20 protein-coding genes are annotated in these 19,819 nt (G+C 68.9%); 6 read left to right on the forward strand and 14 right to left on the reverse strand.

What is annotated here, in order from left to right; genetic code table 11:
• Positions 1 to 4: 4 nt before the first annotated feature.
• From G4H71_RS06705 to G4H71_RS06710, 3 genes are all read right to left on the reverse strand, one after another.
• Entirely contained in the window at positions 5 to 853 is an 849-nt protein-coding gene (locus G4H71_RS06705) for an SDR family oxidoreductase (RefSeq protein WP_371842124.1), read from the reverse strand.
• A gap of 26 nt (positions 854 to 879) precedes the next feature.
• On the reverse strand, positions 880 to 1,116 hold the full coding sequence (locus G4H71_RS22380; protein WP_072736171.1) for a metallothionein: 237 nt from the start codon (positions 1,114 to 1,116) through the stop codon (positions 880 to 882).
• Between the two features lie 99 nt (positions 1,117 to 1,215).
• Complete coding sequence (locus tag G4H71_RS06710) at positions 1,216 to 1,443, reverse strand: DUF6480 family protein (RefSeq protein WP_072736172.1); 228 nt, start codon at positions 1,441 to 1,443, stop codon at positions 1,216 to 1,218.
• 207 nt (positions 1,444 to 1,650) lie between these two features.
• Between G4H71_RS06710 and G4H71_RS06715 the strand changes: the two genes are divergently transcribed.
• Positions 1,651 to 2,832 (forward strand): zinc-dependent alcohol dehydrogenase, encoded by a 1,182-nt coding sequence (locus tag G4H71_RS06715; protein WP_072736173.1) that lies wholly within the window; start codon positions 1,651 to 1,653, stop codon positions 2,830 to 2,832.
• Positions 2,829 to 3,368, forward strand: coding sequence for a DUF2231 domain-containing protein (locus G4H71_RS06720; protein ID WP_072736174.1), 540 nt, complete (start codon positions 2,829 to 2,831; stop codon positions 3,366 to 3,368). Before G4H71_RS06715 ends, G4H71_RS06720 begins: the two co-directional genes overlap by 4 nt.
• A 36-nt stretch (positions 3,369 to 3,404) precedes the next feature.
• On the opposite strand, the gene G4H71_RS06725 is transcribed toward G4H71_RS06720, so the two are convergent.
• A complete protein-coding gene (locus G4H71_RS06725; protein WP_246442497.1) occupies positions 3,405 to 4,565 on the reverse strand; it encodes a DUF418 domain-containing protein in 1,161 nt (386 codons plus the stop codon).
• A 96-nt stretch (positions 4,566 to 4,661) separates the two neighbouring features.
• On the opposite strand from G4H71_RS06725, the gene G4H71_RS06730 reads away from it, so the two are divergent.
• A complete protein-coding gene (locus G4H71_RS06730) occupies positions 4,662 to 5,306 on the forward strand; it encodes a TetR/AcrR family transcriptional regulator (protein WP_072736176.1) in 645 nt (214 codons plus the stop codon).
• Here G4H71_RS06730 and G4H71_RS06735 read toward each other — a convergent pair.
• Positions 5,267 to 5,968 carry a DUF2334 domain-containing protein gene (locus G4H71_RS06735; protein WP_072736354.1) on the reverse strand — a complete coding sequence of 234 codons (702 nt, stop codon included), beginning with the start codon at positions 5,966 to 5,968 and terminating at the stop codon, positions 5,267 to 5,269. The two genes, G4H71_RS06730 and G4H71_RS06735, sit on opposite strands and share 40 nt — an antisense overlap.
• Positions 5,969 to 6,117: 149 nt before the next feature.
• Between G4H71_RS06735 and G4H71_RS06740 the strand changes: the two genes are divergently transcribed.
• Positions 6,118 to 7,107: an ABC transporter substrate-binding protein gene (locus tag G4H71_RS06740; protein WP_072736355.1), complete on the forward strand. Its 990-nt coding sequence runs from the start codon at positions 6,118 to 6,120 to the stop codon at positions 7,105 to 7,107.
• 188 nt (positions 7,108 to 7,295) lie between these two features.
• Here the strand turns inward: G4H71_RS06740 and G4H71_RS06745 are convergent, their stop codons facing one another.
• The 6 genes from G4H71_RS06745 to G4H71_RS06770 form a co-directional block, all read right to left on the reverse strand.
• The gene (locus G4H71_RS06745; RefSeq protein WP_072736177.1) at positions 7,296 to 7,790 is read right to left on the reverse strand and encodes a glutathione peroxidase; all 495 of its coding nucleotides are present in this window, start codon (positions 7,788 to 7,790) and stop codon (positions 7,296 to 7,298) included.
• A 34-nt stretch (positions 7,791 to 7,824) separates the two neighbouring features.
• Positions 7,825 to 9,207, reverse strand: coding sequence for a styrene monooxygenase/indole monooxygenase family protein (locus tag G4H71_RS06750; RefSeq protein ID WP_072736178.1), 1,383 nt, complete (start codon positions 9,205 to 9,207; stop codon positions 7,825 to 7,827).
• A gap of 52 nt (positions 9,208 to 9,259) precedes the next feature.
• Positions 9,260 to 10,672, reverse strand: coding sequence for an LLM class flavin-dependent oxidoreductase (locus tag G4H71_RS06755; RefSeq protein WP_072736179.1), 1,413 nt, complete (start codon positions 10,670 to 10,672; stop codon positions 9,260 to 9,262).
• Positions 10,669 to 11,967 carry an acyl-CoA dehydrogenase family protein gene (locus tag G4H71_RS06760; protein ID WP_371842125.1) on the reverse strand — a complete coding sequence of 433 codons (1,299 nt, stop codon included), beginning with the start codon at positions 11,965 to 11,967 and terminating at the stop codon, positions 10,669 to 10,671. The genes G4H71_RS06755 and G4H71_RS06760 overlap by 4 nt, the downstream gene beginning before the upstream one ends.
• Before the next feature lie 145 nt (positions 11,968 to 12,112).
• A complete protein-coding gene (locus G4H71_RS06765; protein WP_072736180.1) occupies positions 12,113 to 14,260 on the reverse strand; it encodes a S9 family peptidase in 2,148 nt (715 codons plus the stop codon).
• 4 nt (positions 14,261 to 14,264) lie between these two features.
• The gene (locus G4H71_RS06770) at positions 14,265 to 15,149 is read right to left on the reverse strand and encodes a phosphoribosylaminoimidazolesuccinocarboxamide synthase (RefSeq protein WP_072736357.1); all 885 of its coding nucleotides are present in this window, start codon (positions 15,147 to 15,149) and stop codon (positions 14,265 to 14,267) included.
• 117 nt (positions 15,150 to 15,266) lie between these two features.
• Here G4H71_RS06770 and G4H71_RS06775 point away from each other — a divergent pair, with 117 nt between their 5' ends.
• On the forward strand, positions 15,267 to 16,685 hold the full coding sequence (locus tag G4H71_RS06775) for an MDR family MFS transporter (protein WP_072736181.1): 1,419 nt from the start codon (positions 15,267 to 15,269) through the stop codon (positions 16,683 to 16,685).
• A 79-nt stretch (positions 16,686 to 16,764) separates the two neighbouring features.
• Positions 16,765 to 17,280 carry an OsmC family protein gene (locus tag G4H71_RS06780; RefSeq protein ID WP_072736182.1) on the forward strand — a complete coding sequence of 172 codons (516 nt, stop codon included), beginning with the start codon at positions 16,765 to 16,767 and terminating at the stop codon, positions 17,278 to 17,280.
• A gap of 36 nt (positions 17,281 to 17,316) precedes the next feature.
• Here the strand turns inward: G4H71_RS06780 and G4H71_RS06785 are convergent, their stop codons facing one another.
• From G4H71_RS06785 to G4H71_RS06795, 3 genes are read right to left on the reverse strand one after another with little or no spacing between them, the layout of a single operon-like run.
• Positions 17,317 to 17,727: an HIT family protein gene (locus tag G4H71_RS06785; protein WP_072736183.1), complete on the reverse strand. Its 411-nt coding sequence runs from the start codon at positions 17,725 to 17,727 to the stop codon at positions 17,317 to 17,319.
• Positions 17,724 to 19,145, reverse strand: a complete 1,422-nt coding sequence (gene purB / locus G4H71_RS06790; protein WP_072736184.1) for an adenylosuccinate lyase — start codon at positions 19,143 to 19,145, stop codon at positions 17,724 to 17,726. Before purB ends, G4H71_RS06785 begins: the two co-directional genes overlap by 4 nt.
• Before the next feature lie 23 nt (positions 19,146 to 19,168).
• Positions 19,169 to 19,780, reverse strand: coding sequence for a TetR/AcrR family transcriptional regulator (locus G4H71_RS06795; protein ID WP_072736185.1), 612 nt, complete (start codon positions 19,778 to 19,780; stop codon positions 19,169 to 19,171).
• Positions 19,781 to 19,819 lie beyond the last annotated feature (39 nt).

Genomic DNA, 19,819 nt, shown 5'->3' on the forward strand with positions numbered 1-19,819 from the left:
ACCTTCACCCGGGGAGGGTCTCGCCGCCGATCGGCGCGAGCACCTCGCCGGAGTAGTAGGAGGACGAGCGGTTCGAGGCGAAGAACACGTACGACGGTGCGATCTCGTCCGGCTGCGCCGCCCTGCCGTACGGGGTCTGCTCACCGAAGGATCCGACCTTCTCCGCATCGAGGGTGGCCGGAATCAGCGGAGTCCACACCGGGCCGGGGGCAACACAGTTCACCCGAATCCCTCTGTCCAGCAACGATTGCGCCAGCGAGTACGTGAGAGCGGTCACCGCACCCTTCGTCGCCGAGTAGTCGATCAGCGTCTTGTTTCCGCGAAGCCCGTTGATCGAGCCCGTGTTGACGATGGACGATCCCGGCGCCATGTGCGGTACGGCCGTCTTGGTGACGTGGAAGAAGCTGTCGATGTTGACGGCGAACGTGTGGTCCCACTGCTCGTCGTCGAGTTCGAGGAAGTCGTCCACCGGTGACTGGTAGGCGACATTGTTCACCAGCACGTCGACGCCGCCGAGTTCGCGAACCGTCCGGTCCACTACCTCTCGGCAGTGCTCGGGAGAGGCGAGGTCGCCGGCGATCGTCAGCGCGCGAACTCCCTCCCGACGGGCCAGCGACGCAGTGTGATCCGCGTCCTCGTCCTCACTGAGGTACGCGATCGCGACGTCGGCTCCCTCCTTGGCGAAGGCGACTGCCACGGCCCGCCCGATACCGGAATCTCCTCCCGTCACCAGCGCCCGCTTGCCGGACAGGAGCCCACGGCCTTCGTAGCCACGCATCTCGTCGCGCGGCTTCTCGGCCATGTCCTCGGTGTCTCCGGGATAGGGAATCCGATGTGGCGTCTGTTCGTTCACGTCCACCTCCGTGCTCGTCGCGCCGTTCAGCCGATGCGGTCCGTCGCACTGTCGTGCCCGGCTTGCCGAGCACAGTGCGCGCAACAGTAGATGCCGTTGTCGGCCTCGACTCCGTGACCGAGGATGCGACAGCCACAGTGTCCGCACAGTGGCGCCATGCTCTGCGCTGCGCACTCGAAACTGTCGAACACCCCGGAACGGTCGCCCTGGGTCACCGTGAACGTCTTGTCGTACGTGTTTCCACACGTCTCGCAGACCGGCATGGTGCCACCTCTCGTTGTCCGTGGCCGATGCGTGACGGATACACCGTCCGTCGACTGAGGGACTTCCCTGTCGCGAGGGTGCACAAACCCTCCACCTGCCTACATCACCACGATTCCCACCGCCACCACCACGAACAGGACGGCGATGAGCGCGACGACGAACAGTGACATCGGCAGTTTCCGGTGCGGAGAAGGCTCGGGTTCCGACAGCCCCGACGTCTGCCCGGACCCGGGTGGTGTGGCTCCGGGAGACACTCCGCCGCCCTCCTCGAGGTCCGGGGTGTCGTCGGGATCGGGATCGGGTGGCGTGTGGTCGGGTGTGCTCATCGTGCGCCTCCGTCGAATCGGGGGAGTCGAGTAACAGGAGAGTCGAGAAAAGGGGAACGGCGACCGGGTACCCGCCTTCCCGGGTGTCAATCACCACCGGAGCGGGTACCCCTCGGTCGGCCCCGGTGTGACAGCCCGAACCGCACTGCGGCGCCCCGCCGTGGCGGCAGTCACGGACACCACCTTCCGCGCCCCCAGGAGGACGCCATGAAAGCTGTGACCTGGCAAGGCACACGGGATGTGCGGGTCGACACCGTTCCCGATCCGCGGATCGAGAACCCCACCGACGCCGTCATCCGCGTCACCACCACCAACATCTGCGGATCGGACCTGCACCTGTACGAGGTACTCGGCGCGTTCATGAAGCCCGGGGACATACTCGGCCACGAGGCCATGGGTGTCGTGGAAGAGGTCGGCGCCGACACCGGCGACCTCACCGTCGGTGACCGGGTGGTCGTCCCCTTCCAGATCTCGTGCGGCGCGTGTCCGATGTGCGAGACGGGCCTGCAGACGCAGTGCGACGTCACCCAGGTCAGGGAGCAGGGCAGTGGCGCCGCCCTCTTCGGCTACTCCGAACTGTACGGGAGCGTGCCCGGTGGCCAGGCCGAGTACCTGCGAATACCTCACGCCGCCTACACCCACGTCAAAGTCCCGGAAGGACCACCGGATTCGCGCTTCGTCTACCTGTCCGACGTGTTGCCCACCGCGTGGCAGGCCGTCGAGTACGCGTCCGTGCCGGACGGCGGGTCGCTGACGGTGATCGGTCTCGGACCCATCGGGGACATGGCCGCCCGGATCGCCTCGAGACGCGGATTCCGGGTGATCGGCGTGGACCTCGTGCCCGAACGGCTGGCGCGCGCCGCGCGACACGGTGTCGAAACGGTGGACCTCACTCGCATCGACGGAGAAGTCGGAGACGTCATCCGTGACCTCACCGACGGGCGGGGTACCGACGCCGTCATCGACGCGGTCGGCATGGAGGCACACGGCTCGGTCGCCGCAGGCGCGGTTCAGAAGCTCACGGCGCTCCTGCCCTCCTCGGTCGCCAAGCCGCTCACCGAGAAGGCCGGGGTCGATCGACTCGCCGCCCTGTACAGCGCCATCGACGTCGTCCGGCGCGGCGGGACGATCTCGCTCTCCGGCGTCTACGGCGGGATGCTGGACCCGATTCCGATGATGACGCTGTTCGACAAGCAGATTCAGCTCCGGATGGGCCAGGCCAACGTCAAACGCTGGGTTCCGGAGATCCTGCCGCTACTCACCGAGGAGGATCCGCTCGGCGTCGACACGTTCGCCACCCACACCCTCCCGCTGGAACAGGCGCCGCACGCGTACGAGATCTTCCAGAAGAAGCTCGACGGCGCGATCAAGATCGGGCTCGTACCGTGACCGGCACACTCGAGAAGGCGTGGAGCGCCGCCGAGGAGGCGTCCTTTCTGGACCGACCCGCCGGCCGCCTCCGGACGGCGTTGCGACGCAGGCTGGAAGGAAGCGCGGCCGAGACGATCCTCGGCGGGCGCTGGCTGGGGCACCCACTGCACCCCGTGGTCGTGGCGATACCGATCGGCACGTGGACCGGTGCGGTGATCCTCGACGCCGTCGCCGACGAGCCGGCGGCCGCGCGCACGCTGATCGCGACGGGCCTGGCCTCGCTGAGCGTCGTTGCACCGACCGGCTGGGTCGACTGGTCGCTGCGCGACACCCGGCAACGCCGGGTGGGCCTGCTGCACGCCGGTGCGAACGGCGTCGCCGCGGCGCTGATGGCCGGATCCTGGCTCCGTCGACGGCCGCCGGAGCCCCCGGACACGGCGGCCCGGACACTGGCGCTCGCGGCACTGGCAGCGCTCGGCGTGGGTGGGGCGCTGGGCGGGCACCTCACCTATGCATTGGGGGCCGGAGTCGAGCACCGGCCCGCAGTCGAGTAGGCGACCCGTACTCACGGCGTTGCCGAACCGCGGGAATCACCGAGCGGGCACGGGCTCCTGTTCGCCCGCCAGACGCCGATAGCTCGCGTTCCAGAGCCACTCGAGCGGGCCGCGTTCGAAACGGCGCAACCACAGACTCGAGCCGACGATCAACGTCGCCGACACCGCGACGAACAGCGCCACCGTCGCCGGCACCAGCGTCTCCCCGGTGAGCCGGGCCGCGAGACCGAAACCCCAGCCGTAGCAGACGATCGAGCAGAGGACGTTCTGCAACACATAGCAGCTCAGTGCGGTCCGACCGACCGGGACCATCGCCCGGCCGAGCACGCCGGGGGCCCGGCCGTCGGCGTAGCGGTGCGCGACGGCGGCGAGAAGAGCGAGAGCCACGACGGGAGCAGTGCCGTAGCGTCCCAGCATCAACCCGGCATCGCCGCCGGTGAGACCCACCACGAAGTCGAGCGGCAGGGCGACCCCGAACCCCGCGATCATCAACTTGCGGCGGAGCGCGTCCCGTCCGGGATCGAGGATTCCCGAGGAGAACAGCCGGGCGCCGACGAGGAACAGCGCAATCGACAGCGGCAGAATGAAGACGATTTCGAGCCGGAACACCAACAGGTTCTCGGCGCGGAACACCACCAGATCCCAGAAACTGCCCTCCGCGTACGGGTTCGGCGACAGCGGGTGCGCCTCGTCGGCGGCAGGTGGCAGCACAGCGAGTGCGGCGACGACCACCGCGAGCATCGCGGCGTGGATCGCCGCCGCGACCCCGATCCAGATCTTCTGCGCACGGATTCCGGTGGACAGCACGAATGCCACGATCAGGCCGGTGAGCGCGTACCCCATGAGGACGTCGAACTCGGTGAACAGGAAGTAGTGCAGAACTCCGTCGAGCATCAGCAGGCCTGCCCGCCACGGATACGCGCCCGGCCAGCGCTGCCCGCGCCGTGCCGCCGAACGGTGCTGCACGGCAAGGCCTATGCCGAACATCAGGGTGAGCAGGCCGAGGAACTTTCCCTGGGCGATCTGCTGCAGTACGTCCTGGACCGGCGCCCACCCGCCGGTGGCGCGACCCGTGCCGTTGATGTAGCCGACCAGGCCTTCCACGTTGGTGAAGATCCAGACGTTGGTACCGAGAGTGCCGAGGATCGCCAGCCCACGCAGAACGTCCAGAGCGGCGTAGCGAGGTGGCGTCGTCACCGTCGAGACTCCTTCCGGGCCGCGGCCCCAGATATTTTGTCAACACAGACGTGCCAACAAGAAATTATGTTAACACGATCGTGTTAACATCGACAGGTGCCGAAACTGATCGACCACGACGAACGGCAGCAGCTCATCGCCGAGGCGGTGTGGCGCGTGATCGTGCGGGACGGCGTCAGCGCGGTGTCGGTGCGCGAGGTCGCCGCGGAAGCCGGCCTCTCCAGCGGCTCGTTGCGGCATGTGTTTCCGAGCAAGTCGGCGCTGGTGGCCTATTCGATGCAACTGGTCCACGACCGCGTCCGCGAGCGGATCCGAACCCGGCTCGAGATCACGGACCCGCGCTCGCGCGCCCTCGCGATCTGTGAGGAGATGCTCCCGCTGGACGACCGGCGTCGCTGCGAGATGGAGGTCAATCTCGCACTGATCGCGGAATCACCGGGGCATCCCGACCTGCGCAGGATCGCCCTCGACGCGCACCATGCCCTCCGCGAGGGATGCTTCCGGGTACTCACCGATCTGTCCCGGCACGGACTGTTCGATCCCGAACGCGACGTCGGCGCCGAGGCGTTGCGGCTGCACGCGCTGCTGGACGGACTGGCGATGCATCTCGTCCTCGGTGAGAACGACTCACCGGACGCGGCGGCCGGCGCCCTCGCCGCACACCTCGACTCCCTCGCGCACCCGGAATCGCCCGGCCCGTCTCACGCCGCGGTGTCGCCGAGTCGGCGCTCCCAGCGGTAGAGACCGGGGACGGCACCGTGGTGTAGGCACAGATCGACGGCGTCCAGCAGCGCTTGCCGGGGCGCGGAACGTCCGAGCTGCTTCGCGGTGACCGCCAGCCGCACCACCCCGCCACGCCGCGCCGCGCGTCCGGCTCCGAGAACGAGGCCACGGCACCACCAGGGCTCCGCCGGCGATCCCTCGCCGATGGCGAGTACCCGAGCGCGAACCGCCGTGCCCCGCTCGAGATCACGGATCTCGTTCGACAGCGCCAGTAGCCGGAAGCCCGCGCTCGGCAGCGCAGCGACCGCACCGGCCGAGGCGGACCAGCGCGGCGGCGCGAACAACCGGGTACGCACACCGGCCTGCTCGAGCACCCGATCCGCGGCCAGCAGCCGCAGCCGCGCCTCGTGCTCGGGAAGGTCGGCGAACTCCGCACGTCGGCGCTTCGTGGCGGCCTGGTCGTATCCGTGCAGGACGATGGCGTCACCTGCACTTTTTCGGCGACGCAACCAGTCCTGCGTCCGCTCGTCGCGCACCAGTCGATACTTGTCCTTGAGACGCGGCGCCACCAGCAGGGACAGCCGCACGCCCCGGGCGTCCATCTGCTCGGCGAACGCTTCGGCGTGCTCGCGCGTCTCGTCCCTGATCCCCGATACCGACACGATCAGCTGCGCCGTCATGCCTCCCAGCATGACCGCGCAGAGTGAACTCCGATCGACGCGCGCGTGACCGCGGCCTGTCGATGCGGACTCGAAGAAGCGACGACCGCGGCCGGTCGGTTCCGACTATCGTGGGCCCGCAGCAACCGCCGTATCCACAGGAGACATCCATGAAGAACCCCCGGCTCACCCGTCTCGCGATCGTGCTCACGGCGTTGGGGGTCGCCGCGTCCTGCAGCACCGACGACGGCTCGGGTACCGAGCAGGTCGACGACGCCGGGTTCCCGGTCACCATCGAGCACCAGTACGGTGCGACCACCATCGAGAGCCGGCCGGAAGCCGTCGTCAGCGTCGGGTTCAACGACCAGGACTTCATGCTCGCCCTCGGCAGGACACCGATCGGCACGAGGGCCTTCTCCGGCTACGACTACCAGAACCGCCCCTGGGCCCGGGAACAGCTGGGCGGGCAGACCATCCCCGAGGTCGGCGAGATGACGATCAACGTCGAGCAGGTCGCGGCACTGGGGCCCGACCTGGTTCTGGGTACCTACTCGGTGATGGGCGACGCGGTCTACGACACTCTCGCCGCACTCGCGCCCACCGTCGGCGACCTCCCGACCGAGGACGTCGAAGCCGGCGCCTGGCAGAGCCAGCTCGAGGCGATCGGGCAGGCACTCGGCGAGAGCGACCGCGCACAGGAGGTCCGGCAGGAGGTCGAGGGGGCGTTCACGGCAGCGCGGGAGGCGAACCCCCAGTTCGAGGGCCGCACCCTCGCGGTCGCGCTGTACCTCGGCGATTCCTTCTACATTCTCGAGGCGGAGGACCCGCGGACCAGTTTCTTCACCAGTCTCGGCTTCGCCATGCCGGAAGAGGCCGGGGACGTGAGCGCCGAACGCCTCGACCTGCTCGATCAGCAGAACCTGGCCGTCCTGGGCGCCACCCGGGAGCAGCTCGCAGCGGATCCACTCTTCTCGAATCTCGCGGTCGTCCGCGAGGACCGGACGGTCTACCTCGGCGAGTTCGGCACCGACGTCCCGGCCGCGCTGGGCTTCGCGAGTCCGCTGAGCCTGCCGTTCGCACTCGACGAGACGGTCCCCTCGCTCGCCCAGGCCACCGACGACGACCCGGCCACCGTGGTCGCCCCCGTCGGCGCTCCCTGATCCTCGGCACGCCTTTCCCCTCCCCTGCCCTGCCCTGCCCTGCCCTGCCCTCCCCTCCACTGCCCTCCCCTCCACTGCCCTCCCGGAACGGGTGAAGGTGGCCTTCGACCGGTCTGACCGGTCGAAGGCCACCTTCACCCAGGGGATCAGTAGGGCAGGGGATCAGAAGGGCAGTGGATCAGTAGGGATCAGCGGGGCAGGACGGCCTCGATGGCCTCCACGACCTCGGGGGCGTCCGGAACCGTGCGGGGCCGGAACCGGTTCACGACCGTCCCGTCCGGGGCGATGAGGAACTTCTCGAAGTTCCACTGGACGTCCCCGGACTCGCCGTCTGCGTCCTTCGTCTCGACGAGCTCGGCATAGAGCGGATGCCGGCTCTCTCCGTTGACCTCGATCTTCTCCAGCAGCGGGAACGTGACTCCGTACGTGGTGGAACAGAACGTCTGGATCTCCTCCGCGGTGCCCGGCTCCTGTCCCATGAACTGGTTGCAGGGGACGCCGATCACGGTGAGGCCGCGCTGCGCGTAGTCGGTGGCGAGCTTTTCGAGCGCGCCGTACTGCGGCGTGAGCCCGCACTTGGAGGCGACGTTCACGAGCAGGACGGCCCGGCCGTCGTACTCCCCGAGCGAGGTGGGCACCCCACCGAGAGTGTTGATACCGATGTTCTGGATTGCTGTCGTCATGGGGTCCAACGTAACCGCGCCGGGCCGGGTGCGCTCATACCGAGTCCGCTCCCACCGCTGCCGCCTCGATGCGGGGCGACGCACTGAACGTGCCGCTCGGCGTGAATCGCGCGAGCACGTCCTCGGCCGGCTCCCCCGACACCGCGGCGATCAAAGCGAGGATGTCCTCCCGCGTCTCGAGCCCGAGCAGCGGCTCCGGCTCGGACAACAGCCCGAACAGGGCCGCCGCGACCGGCTCGCTCACCGCCGCCGCCGGGAACACCAGCTCCGCGTGCACCGCGTACTTCGGGTCGCCGAGGAACAGCCGTGTCACCTCGGCGGCGGCCAGACCCCTCGTCCGCCAGTGCTTCTCGAACTGCTCCTCCAACCACTCCTGGGTGAAGTCGCCGGAGTGCTCCCGCGCAGCGGCGACGAGAGCGGCAACCTGCACGGCCGTGTTCTGGGCGCCCTGGCCTGCGAGTGGGTCGAACGCGATCGCCGTGTCCCCGATCGCCGCGACGACATGTCCGTTCGCGGTGCGGCCGACGGCCCGTCGGACGGTGGGCGTGACGGCCCCCTGCAACCACGAGTGCGGGTCCGACTCGATGACCTGGAGCCGCTCGACCTCGGGAGCGTCCTCGGGGAAGTAGTCGCGGTACAGGTCGACGACGGCCTGACGCGCGCTGTGGACGTCGGTGACCGCCTCGAACCGCTCGATCCACGGGCTCCCCGGCTTGGCGAACCCGAGGAAACTCCAGGTCGGCCCCGCGTCCTTGTGCAGATAGGGACCCAGCCATGCCTCGCCGAACTCGGTGTGGAGGTTGAACAGGTTGTGCGCTCCACCTGCCTCGGACCGGTATCCCCAGGTGTCCGAGTCGTGGCCGAGCCCCTGCAGCGTCACCAGCAGCAGTGTGCGTTGCGGCTCGCTGTAGACCGTCCGGTCGGGGTCGACCGGGAACAGCGATGACAATCCGCCCTTCCCGGTGGCCACGAGAGTGAGGTCGTGCTCAGCGGCGATCGCGTCGAGATCGTCGACGGACACCGAGTCGACCTCGAATCGGCCACCCCGTTCCAGGAACCGGCCGAGCCGGTCGTCGGCGCGCAGCCGCACATCCACTCCCTGTGCGACATAACGGAAGTCGGGGTCGAACTCGAGAACCGCGCTGCGCGTCTCCCCCACACCCGAATACAGGCGCGTACTCATTCCGGTCGAATGGGGCCCGGCCGAGTAGAGATCCTCGATGATCTGGGCGTCGGACTCGCGGGACTTACCGAAGTAGACCGCGGTTCCGGTGGCGGGGACGTCGTCGCGTAGCGAAGCGCGGTCCCGATCCGAGTACAGGGTGACGTCGAATCCGGCGTCGAGCAGGCCGAGCGCGGCGGTCGTGCCGGCCAGTCCGGCACCGACGACGGCGACGGTGCGTCGTGTGGTGGTCATGGGAACTCCTCTGCAAACGGGGGCGAGTGATGACGGGAAAGTCGAGTGGAGGTCAGGGAACGTAGGCTCGGTAGCGCTCGGTGGCGGTCGAGAGATCCGCACCGAGCCGGTACCGAGCGGCGCGGTGTTCGTCGGGGAGCCGGTCACCCTTCCCGAAAAGCTTGTGCCGCAATGTTCCCGGAACGTACTCGGTGGGATAGGCACCCCGTCGCTGCAGCGCAGGGACGACATGGTCGACCACGTCCCGGAAGGAACCGGGAGTGACCGCATAGGCGAGGTTGAATCCGTCGACGTCGGTCTCGTCGACCCACTCCTGTAGCTGCGTGGCAACCGACTCGCCGGAGCCGACGAACCGCGGGCCGAGCCCGCCGATGCTCGCCCACTCGGCGATGTCACGCACCCGCCACTCACGTCCGTCGTCGTCCGCTTCCTGGAATGCCGCGACGGCCGAACGGATCGCGTTGCTCTCGACGTTGCCGATCGGTTCGTCCAGGTCGTAGCGGGACAGGTCGATCCCCATCCATCCCGACGTGAACACCAGGGCGCCTTCGTCACTGGCGTAGCGCCGATACTCGTCGAGCTTCGCAGCGGCCTCCTCGTCCGTCTCGCCGGTGACGACGGTGGCGAGTGCGTAGATGCGTGCCGAGTACGGATCCCGCCCGGCGGCGACGAGTGCCGCCCGGATGCGCGCGACGGTGTCCTTCAGCACCCGCTTCGACGGCGGGCCGACGAAGATCGCCTCCGCGTTCTCGGCGGCGAATCGCACGCCGCGTGGAGAAGCGCCGGCCTGGTAGATCACCGGCGAACGCTGCGGTGAGGGCTCGGACAGATGGATACCGGGAACCGTGAAGTGCTCGCCACGATGGCCGATATGGTGAACCTTGCCGGGATCGACGTAGATGCCGCGTTCGACGTCGCGGACGACGGCGTCGTCCTCCCAGGAGCCCTCCCAGAGCTTGTACAACACCTCGAGGTACTCGTCCGCGTGGTCGTATCGCGCATCGTGATCGGGCTGGTCCACGTCACCGAAATTCCGTGCCGCCGAAGGCAGGTACCCGGTGACCACGTTCCAGCCGACACGACCCGACGTGAGATGGTCGAGGGTGGAGAGCCGTCGGGCGAACGGGTACGGATGCTCGAACCCGGTGCCCGTGGTGACCCCGAAGCCCAGGTGTTCGGTGACGGCCGCCATCGCCGACACCAGTAGCAGCGGGTCGGCCACCGGGATCTGCGCGCCCTGCCGCAACGCGGCCTCGTCGCTACCGCCGTAGACGTCGTACGTGCCGAGGACGTCGGCGATGAACAGCCCGTCGAACAGGCCGCGCTCGAGCAGCCGGGCCAGGTCTGTCCAGTACCCCAGTTCCGTGTAGCGGTGCGACTGGTCGTCCGGGTGTCGCCACAGCCCGGGCGACTGGTGGGCGACACAGTTCATGTCGAAGGCGTTGAACCGGACCTGGCGGGTCACTGCGACGCCCCGGTGTCCGCCTCGACCGGAGCGCCTGTCGCGCTTGTCGTATCGGATCGCGCACCCGCGCTCCACGCGTACGGCAACGGGTCCCCGTTGAGGACGTACGCGCCGATCGACTGTTGCTTGTAGATCAGCGGATTGTGCACCGAGATCGTCCGCGCATTGCGCCAGTGCCGATCGAGGCCCAGTCCCTCCGAGGAGATCGACGCGCCGCCCACCTCGAACAGCCGTGAGGTCGCGTCGAGCACCAAGCCGATGACGACGGATTGGGCGCGGGCAGCCGCCACCTCCGCCGCATCGAGGAGATCGGGGTCCTCACCACCGGCATCGAGCAACGCGTCGAGTTCGTCGGCGACGGCCAGCACCGCCGCCCGTGCCCCGTACGCGGCCGCGGACACCTGGCCGACCACCTGCTGTACCAGCGGATCGTGCCGCGGCAGGTCCGCCGCGGCATGTGTGAATGTGCGGGTGCGGGCCCGCACCCACTCGGCGACGTCCGTCTCCGCCCTCCTGGCGATTCCGGCGAGCACCGCGAGCTGAACCAGCTGCAGGTAGGAGGTCGCATAGGTGCGCCCGGGAGCGCCGTATCCGGGCCCGAGGATCCGGTCCTCGGTGACGGCGACGTCGCGGAACGTCGTCGTCCCGCTCGCCGTGAGCCGCTGACCGAAGCCGTCCCAGTCGTCGCTCTGTTCGACGCCGGGGGCGTGCGGGTCGACGAGAACCGACACCCGTTCCCCGTCGCGGTCCGCGGCGACGAGAACGTGGTCCGCGTACAGCGTGCCGGTGCTGTAGTACTTGACCCCGTCGAGCACCCACTGCCCGTCCCTCGGCGTGAGCGCGGTGCGATATCTGTCCGCCGCGCCCACGCCCGGCTCGGTGATCGCGTTGCCGACCAGGGTCCCGTCGGCCGCGGCCCGCAGCCAGGCGGCGCCGCGGTCGTCCCCGGCCAGGCGCTGATCCTCGACGAAGGCCCAGTGCACTCGAAGCGCCTGCGGCAGATTGGATTCCGCGGCGGCGAGGTCGATGAGCAGATCGAAGAGCTGGCGGACCGAGGCGCCGAATCCGCCGTGCTCGACCGGCACCCGCAGGGCACCGAACCGGGCGTCACGCAGCCACGCCACCTCGTCGTACGGGAGCCTGCGATCACGTTCCCTGACAAGTGCACCCTCGGCGATGCGCTCGAAGACCGGTCGGAACAACTCCCGCAGTTCCCGATCGGTGACGGTCGGTGCGGCAGGGACGTCTGCGGCTGGGACGTCTGCGGCTGGGGCATCGATGGTAGAACTGCTCACGGGGCACGCTCCTCGAAGTGTCGTCGGTCCGACACCACGGTGGCCCGCAGCAGGTGCGATGACACCAGTTGTGATCGAGGAGAGTCGAATACCCGGGGCAGCCCCGCCTCTCGTCCGCAGATCCGCTACGGTGCGCGCCTCGCGGCTACGCGTCGGTGCGCCCGAGTGTCTCCAACACCCACGCGAACTCGAAGGCGATTTCCTTCCACTTCTCGTACCGACCGCTGACACCGCCGTGACCGGCGCTCATCTCGGTCTTGAGCAGCAGCGGGGAATCCCCGGTCTTCGTGGCCCGCAGCTTCGCGACCCACTTCGCCGGCTCCACGTACAGCACCCGGGTGTCGTTGATCGAGGTGATCGCGAGAATCGCGGGGTAGTCCTTCGCCTCGACGTTCTCGTACGGCGAGTACGAGCGCATGTACTCGTAGACGTCCGGATCCTCGAGCGGGTTGCCCCACTCGTCCCACTCGATGACCGTCAGGGGCAGCGAGGGGTCGAGGATGGACGTCAGCGGATCCACGAAGGGGACGTTCGCGAGGATGCCGGCGAAGAGTTCCGGCGCCAGGTTGGCCACCGCGCCCATCAACAGGCCGCCGGCGCTTCCCCCGTCCGCGACCAGGAGCTCCGGCCGGGTCCGGCCGGTGTCGATCAGGTGGCGGGCCGAGCTGACGAAGTCGGTGAAGGTGTTCTTCTTCGTGAGCGTCTTGCCGCCCTCGTACCAGTGCCGACCCATCTCGCCGCCCCCGCGCACATGCGCGACGACGAAGACGATGCCGCGGTCCAGCAGCGACAACCGGGCCACCGAGAACGCCGGGTCCATGCTCGCCTCGTAGGAGCCGTAGCCGTACAGCAGGGTGGGCGCCGGTCCGGACTCGCCACCGCGCTTACGGACGATGGAGAGCGGGATCCGGGTGCCGTCGTCGGCGGTGGCCCAGTCGCGCTTCTGCTCGTACTCCGCCGGATCGAACTCGCCGAGTACAGGCTGTGCCTTGCGCAGCAGCAGCTCTCCGGTCGCGAGTTCGAAGTCGTACACGTGAGCGGGAGTGATGAAGGAAGTGAAGACGATCCGCAGCATCGGCTGCATCCACTCCGGGTTGGGCCCCAGACCGACACTGAACAGTTCCTGGTCGAATTCGATCTCGCTCGAGCCGCTGTAGCCGGCGTCGGTGAGCTGCCAGATCGCCAGGCGGGTGAGTGCCTCCCGCCGGTAGCTGAGGACGAGGTGATCGGAGAAGGCGTCGACGTCCTCGAGCCGCACGTCGTGTCGGTGCTCGATGAGGACACGCAGGTTCGACGGGTCGTCCGCGGGCGCGTCGGCCAGTACGAAGTTCTCGGCCTTCTCGCCGTCGACGACGCCGTTGTGCAGGATGAGGAAGCGGTCCTCGCCCGCGACGACGGCGTGCTCGACGCTGTACTCGACTCCGTCGCGACGGGGCAGCACGACCCGGAAATCGCCTTCCGGATCGGCGGATTCGAGCACCCGGACCTCGCTGGTGATCTTGGAACCGATCCAGATCATCAGGTACTTCTCGCTGCGGGTGGATCCGACCGCGACCCAGAACCGCTCGTCCGGTTCGTGGAACACCTGGACGTCCGAGTCCACCGGAGTGCCGAGTCGGTGCCGCCACACCGTGTCCGGCCGCCACGACTCGTCGACGGTCAGGTAGAAGACGTGCTGGTGGTCGATCGCCCACGTCGCCCCCGGTGCGGTGCCGGTGATCTCGTCGGGCAGCAGTTCTCCGGTCTCGAGGTTCTTGAACCGCAGCGTGTACCGCTCGTCGCCGACGACGTCCACGGAGTACGCCAGCAACGTGCCGTCCTCGCTGACGGAGAACGCGCCCATCGCGAAGAACTCGTGCCCCTCCGCCTCGACGTTGCCGTCGACCAGAACCTGCTCCCCGGGAAGCTCCGCGCCCGAGGCCACATCCGGCGGAGTCCAGTCCCCTGCCCCGGCAGCGACATCGGCCGGATCAGCGTCGGCGACCGGGCAACGGCACTGGATCGCGTACTGCTTGCCCTCGAGGGTCCGGGCATAGTACCACCACCGGCCCATCCGGGTCGGGACGGACATGTCCGTCTCCTGGGTGCGCGCCTTGATCTCCCCGAAGACCTTGTCCCGCAGCGGCTGCAGGTGCTTCGTACGCTCCTCCGTGTACGCGTTCTCGGCTTCGAGATAGGCGACGACCTCGGGGTCCTCCTTCTGCCGCAACCACTCGTACTCGTCGACGAACACGTGCCCGTGGTGCACTCGCTCGGTGGGGACCTTCTTCGCGACAGGCGGTGTGTGACTCATTCGATCATCCGATCCAGTCGTCGAAGGAGAGGCCCGAAATGCGTTCGTAGGCCTCGATGTACCGTGCCCGCGTCGCCTCGACGATCTCCGGCGGCAACGGCGGCGGCGGGGTGTCCGATGCCCTGTCCCAGCCGGACTCGGGACTCGTCAGCCAGTTGCGGACGAACTGCTTGTCGAAGCTGGGCTGCACCTTGCCCGCCTCGTAGCCGTCGGCCGGCCAGTATCGCGAGGAGTCCGGAGTGAGCACCTCGTCGGCGAGCACGAGTCTGCCGTCCGCGTCGAGTCCGAACTCGAGCTTGGTGTCGGCCAGGATGATGCCGCGCTCCGAGGCGTAGATCGCGGCCCTGCTGTAGATGTCGAGCGTGTCCTCGCGCAGCTTCACCGCGAGATCGCGGCCCACCTTCTCGATCACGTCCTCGAACGTGATGTTCTCGTCGTGATCGCCGAGGGCGGCCTTCGACGCCGGGGTGAAGATCGGGTCCGGAAGCTGGCTCGCCTCGACGAGTCCGTCCGGCAACGCATTGCCACACACCGCGCCCGTGCGCTGGTAGTCGACCAGGCCGGACCCGGTGAGGAAGCCGCGGGCCACACATTCGACCGGAACCATGTCCAGCGACCGCACCACCAGGGCACGGCCGAGCAGCTCCTCGGGAATGCGCGGATCGTCGGGCTCACCCGCGAGGTGGTTGTTGCCGCCCAGCACATTGAAGAAGTGCACACTCATCGCGGTGAGCACCCGGCCCTTGTCCGGGATGGGGGTGTCGAGCACGTGGTCGTAGGCCGAGATCCGGTCACTCGCGACGAGCAGCAGGTGCTCGTCGTCGACGGTGTACAGGTCGCGGACCTTGCCACCGGCCAGATGGGCATAGCTGTCGAGTGAAGGGCGCACGATTTCCCACCCTATCGGGCGGACGGGGTACGCACCGAGCCCCCCGACCACCGCGGTCGTTAGCCTGAGCATCGAATCTCCGATCCCCCGATCGACGACCGGCTGACAGGACTCTCGATGACCCGCGTAGGCACCGCCGATGTCGGCTTCCGTTCGGAGCGGGGGCCGATCCTCGCCTCACTCATGCTCACGACGTCGCTCGTCGCACTGGACTCGACGATCATCGCGACCGCCGTGTTCACCATCGTCGGCGACCTCGGCGGATTCGCCTCGTTCCCGTGGCTGTTCTCGGTGTATCTGCTCACCCAGGCCGTGTCGGTACCGATCTACGGCAAGCTCGCCGACATCGTCGGCCGCAAGCCGGTCATGATGTGGGGCATCGCGCTGTTCCTGCTCGGTTCCGTCCTGTGCGGGCTGGCCTGGAGCATGCCCGCGCTCATCGCGTTCCGAGCGATCCAGGGCCTCGGCGCGGGCGCGGTCCAACCGATGAGCCTGACCATCGCGGGTGACATCTACACGCTCGCGGAGCGGGCGAAGGCGCAGGGCTATCTCGCGTCGGTGTGGGGCATCTCGGCGGTGGTCGGGCCCACGCTCGGCGGACTGTTCTCCGAGTACCTGTCGTGGCGGTGGATCTTCTTCGTCAACATCCCGCTGTGCCTGATCGCCGCCGTGGTGCTGTGGCGCAACTTCGACGAGAGACATGTACGGACCCCGCGCACCATCGACTACGCCGGTGCCGTGCTGCTCACCGGAGGGGCGACGCTCGTCATCCTCGGCCTCCTCGAAGGCGGCCAGGCGTGGGCGTGGTCGTCACCGACCGGGGTGGGGATCTTCGTCGTCGGCGGCACACTGCTGGCCGCGTTCGCAGTCGTCGAGACGCGTGCGCCGGACCCCATCCTCCCGCTGTGGGTGCTCACCCGCCGGGTCCTCGTCGCGAGCAGCCTGGTCTCGCTGCTCGTCGGTGCCGTGGTCCTCGGCCTCACCACCTATGTACCGACCTTCGCGCAGGGGGTACTCGGGACCGGTGCGCTCGTCGCGGGATTCGCTCTGGCCACGCTCACCATCGGGTGGCCGATCGCCGCGTCCCGGGCCGGTTCGCTCTATCTCCGGTTCGGCTTCCGTGCCACGGCGCTCGGCGGCAGCGTGCTGGTGTCCTTCGGGACCGGGCTGACACTGATGCTGTCGCAGTCCTCCGCGATCTGGCACGTCGGACTGTTCTGTTTCGTGGTGGGCCTCGGCATGGGCCTGGTGGCCAGCCCGACGCTGATCGCCGCGCAGGCGAGCGTCGAGTGGGCGGACCGCGGGGTGGTCACGTCGACGAACATGTTCGCGCGGTCCATCGGCAGTGCCGTCGGGGTCGCGGTGTTCGGCGCGATCGTGGCCGCGAACATCTCCGATCCGTCGGCACCGGCGCCCGGCGAGCTGGCCGACGCCGTACACCTGGTGTTCGCGGGCGGATTCGTGTGCGCACTGGTGATGGTGACCGCAGCCGCGCTGATGCCGGGACGGGCCCGACCGTCCACCCCCACACCATGACGGCTCCGGGGCAACCCTTGTACTCGTCACGGTGTCGAACCCTGTTCGCCGAGCCCCACCGCCCCTAGCGTCCGCAGACATGACCCAATCCTCCGTGACCCGGCTCGGCGCGATCGTCGCCGCGACGCGTGACGCCGTGGCGGCCGACCCGGCGAACGCGCACGCCGTCTTCCGCGCCTCCGCCACCGCCCACGACGCCGTCGCCAGCACCGTCGAGACCGGGCAGCACCGGTTCGAGGTGGACGAGCCGCCGGCGCTCGGTGGCGGGGCCACTGCCGCGAACCCGGTCGAGTACTACCTGGGATCGCTGCTGGCCTGCCAGGTCGTCACCTACCGGTTCTGGGCCGATCGGCTCGGCATCCGCGTCGACGACATCACTGCCCGGGCGGAGGGCGACCTGGACGTGCGGGGCTTCTTCGGCCTCGACGACGAGGTGCGCCCCGGGTTCGGGGAGGTCCGGGTCGTCGTCACCGTCTCCGGGCCCGAGGACGACGTCCGCTATGCCGAACTCCAGGAAGCCGTCGACGCACACTGCCCGGTGCTGGACCTGACCCGCAATGCGACGCCGGTGCACACGGTCCTCGAGACGGCCTGAGCCGCCGGGACCGGCGAACCGGAATCGGAACGGGAGTCAGAGCAGCGCGCGAATACCCGCGGCGGTGCGATCGAGTGCCGCCCGCGGCGGCATCGACGGCAGCGGCCCGCGCAGGCCGAAGCCGTCGCCCTCGCGGCGCGGAATCACGTGCAGGTGCGCGTGGAAGACTTCCTGACCTGCGGCGACCCCGTCGGCCTGTAGCAGGTTGACACCGTCCACATCGGGCGCGGTACGGAGCGCGGCCCCGATCGTGCAGGCGACCCGGAACATGGCACCCGCATCCTCCGGATCGAGAGTCCCCAGCCCCGCGGCGTGCCTCTTCGGGATCACCAGCAGGTGACCGGGCGTGAACGGCCGGATGTCCAGGAACGCCAGCACGGCCTCGTCCTCGTGGACGACGCTCGCGTCGGCCTCCCGCGCGACGATCGCGCAGAAGATGCAGTTCACAGGATGGGCGACGGAGTGTAGGCCGCCGCCTCCGGGTGTGTGTCCACCAGCGCCTGCACGGCTCCGATCACCTCGGCCACCTGGGCCTCCGCGGCACCGACGAACGCCGTCTTGTCGGCGAGGAGTTCGTCCAGTTGCGGCCGGTCCAGCGGCAGCCGCGAGTCGGCGGCGAGCCGATCGAGCAGGTCGGGTTCGCGCCCGTCCTCACGCATCGCGAGCGCCACCGCGACCGCGTTCTCCTTGATCGCCTCGTGCGCGGTCTCACGCCCCACCCCGGCTCGCACCGCGGCCATGAGCACCTTGGTGGTCGCCAGGAACGGCAGATACCGCTCGAGCTCCTTCTCGACGACCGCGGGGTAGGCGCCGAACTCGGCGAGCACCGTCAGGAAGGTCTCCATCATCCCGTCGATCGCGAAGAACGCGTCCGGCAGCGCGACCCGGCGCACCACCGAGCAGAACACGTCGCCCTCGTTCCACTGGGCACCCGCCAACTCTGCCGCCATGGACCCGTAGCCGCGCAGCACCACCTGCAGGCCGTTGACCCGCTCGCAGGACCGGGTGTTCATCTTGTGGGGCATCGCGGACGAACCCACCTGCCCCGGCTGAAATCCCTCGGTGACGAGTTCGTGCCCGGCCATCAACCGGATGGTGTGCGCCAGGGACGACGGCCCGGCACCCACCTGCACGAGCGCGGACAGGACGTCGTGGTCGAGCGAGCGAGGATAGATCTGCCCGACGCTGGTGAGCACCTCGGAGAATCCCAGGTGCCGCGCGACGGTCCGCTCGAGAATCGCGAGCTTCTCGGCGTCGCCACCGAGGAGATCGAGCATGTCCTGTGCCGTGCCCATCGGGCCCTTGATTCCGCGCAGCGGATAGCGGTCGATCAGCTCACGCAACCGGGTGAGCGCGGCCAACAGTTCGTCGGCCGCGGACGCGAACCGCTTGCCGAGCGTCGTCGCCTGCGCCGCCACGTTGTGCGAGCGCCCGGCCATCACCAGCGAGCCGTACTGCGCCGCGCGTTCGGCGAGGCGGGCCGCGATCGCGACACCGTGGTCGTGCACGTGCTGCAGCGAGCGCCGGATCTGCAGCTGCTCGACGTTCTCGGTGAGATCTCGGCTGGTCATGCCCTTGTGGATCTGCTCGTGCCCGGCGAGTTCGTTGAACTCCTCGATCCTGGCCTTCACGTCGTGCCGGGTGACGCGCTCACGTTCGGCGATCGAGCGGAGGTCCACATCGTTCAGGACCCGCTCGTAGTCGGCGACCGCGTCGGCCGGGACGTCGATCCCGAGCTCGGCCTGGGCTCGCAGAACCGCGAGCCACAGCTGCCGCTCGAGGACCACCTTGTGCTCGGGAGACCAGAGCGCCACCAGTTCGGGGCTCGCGTAGCGGGTGGCAAGGACGTTCGGAATGCTGGTCACGGGCGCCCAGTTTACGCAGCGTCCTAGTGCTCCTCGCCGTCGTGGTACTCCGCCTGCGGTGCCAGGACGTCGATGACGTCCAGTAGCAGCGTCCGGGCGGCCGCCCTGAGATCGGGATCGCGATTGCCGATCCCACAGACCATCGCGCCGTCGATCACCGACACCAGCCGCCGGGGACGGCCGCGGTCGTCCCGATCCGAGCGGCGGCACGCCTCGGCGACGACGTCGTCGATCTGACTGCGCAATCGGATCTGGACGTCCCGCAGTTCGGGGCGGCGGGCCGCGGCAACCAGCCATTCGTACCGCGCCGCGAGACGCTCGGCGTCGCCGGAGCCCACCACCAGATCGACGAGGAGATCGACCGTCGACTCCCTGCCCCGGCGACGATGGGTGACCTGCCGGACATGGTTGCGCATCTCGTCGAGATCCCGGGCGCCGTTGCGTTCGACGGCGGCGGCGATCAGCTCGTCGAGCGATTCGAAGTAGTACGTCGTCGATGCCAGCGGCAGTCCGGAACGTGACGCGACCGAGCGGTGTCGCACCGCCTCGAACCCGCCCTCGAGGAGCAGGTCGGCAGCGGCATCCACCAGCGCCTGGCGACGCCGTTCACCTTTGGGAGTTGCCGCGGTGGACACCGCTTCATCGTGCCAGTCACCTGCTCGATTCCAAGGGTG

The sequence above is a fragment of the Rhodococcus triatomae genome, from assembly GCF_014217785.1.
Classification (GTDB): domain Bacteria; phylum Actinomycetota; class Actinomycetes; order Mycobacteriales; family Mycobacteriaceae; genus Rhodococcus_F; species Rhodococcus_F triatomae.

Coding starts and splice junctions, on each gene's coding strand:
- G4H71_RS06710 (WP_072736172.1), bottom strand. CDS start 1,443: ATGAGCACACCCGACCACACGCCACCCGATCCCGATCCCGACGACACC.
- G4H71_RS06765 (WP_072736180.1), bottom strand. CDS start 14,260: ATGAGTCACACACCGCCTGTCGCGAAGAAGGTCCCCACCGAGCGAGTG.
- G4H71_RS06715 (WP_072736173.1), top strand. CDS start 1,651: ATGAAAGCTGTGACCTGGCAAGGCACACGGGATGTGCGGGTCGACACC.
- G4H71_RS06780 (WP_072736182.1), top strand. CDS start 16,765: ATGACCCAATCCTCCGTGACCCGGCTCGGCGCGATCGTCGCCGCGACG.
- G4H71_RS06745 (WP_072736177.1), bottom strand. CDS start 7,790: ATGACGACAGCAATCCAGAACATCGGTATCAACACTCTCGGTGGGGTG.
- G4H71_RS06750 (WP_072736178.1), bottom strand. CDS start 9,207: ATGACCACCACACGACGCACCGTCGCCGTCGTCGGTGCCGGACTGGCC.
- G4H71_RS06740 (WP_072736355.1), top strand. CDS start 6,118: ATGAAGAACCCCCGGCTCACCCGTCTCGCGATCGTGCTCACGGCGTTG.
- G4H71_RS06735 (WP_072736354.1), bottom strand. CDS start 5,968: ATGACGGCGCAGCTGATCGTGTCGGTATCGGGGATCAGGGACGAGACG.
- G4H71_RS06775 (WP_072736181.1), top strand. CDS start 15,267: ATGACCCGCGTAGGCACCGCCGATGTCGGCTTCCGTTCGGAGCGGGGG.
- G4H71_RS22380 (WP_072736171.1), bottom strand. CDS start 1,116: ATGCCGGTCTGCGAGACGTGTGGAAACACGTACGACAAGACGTTCACG.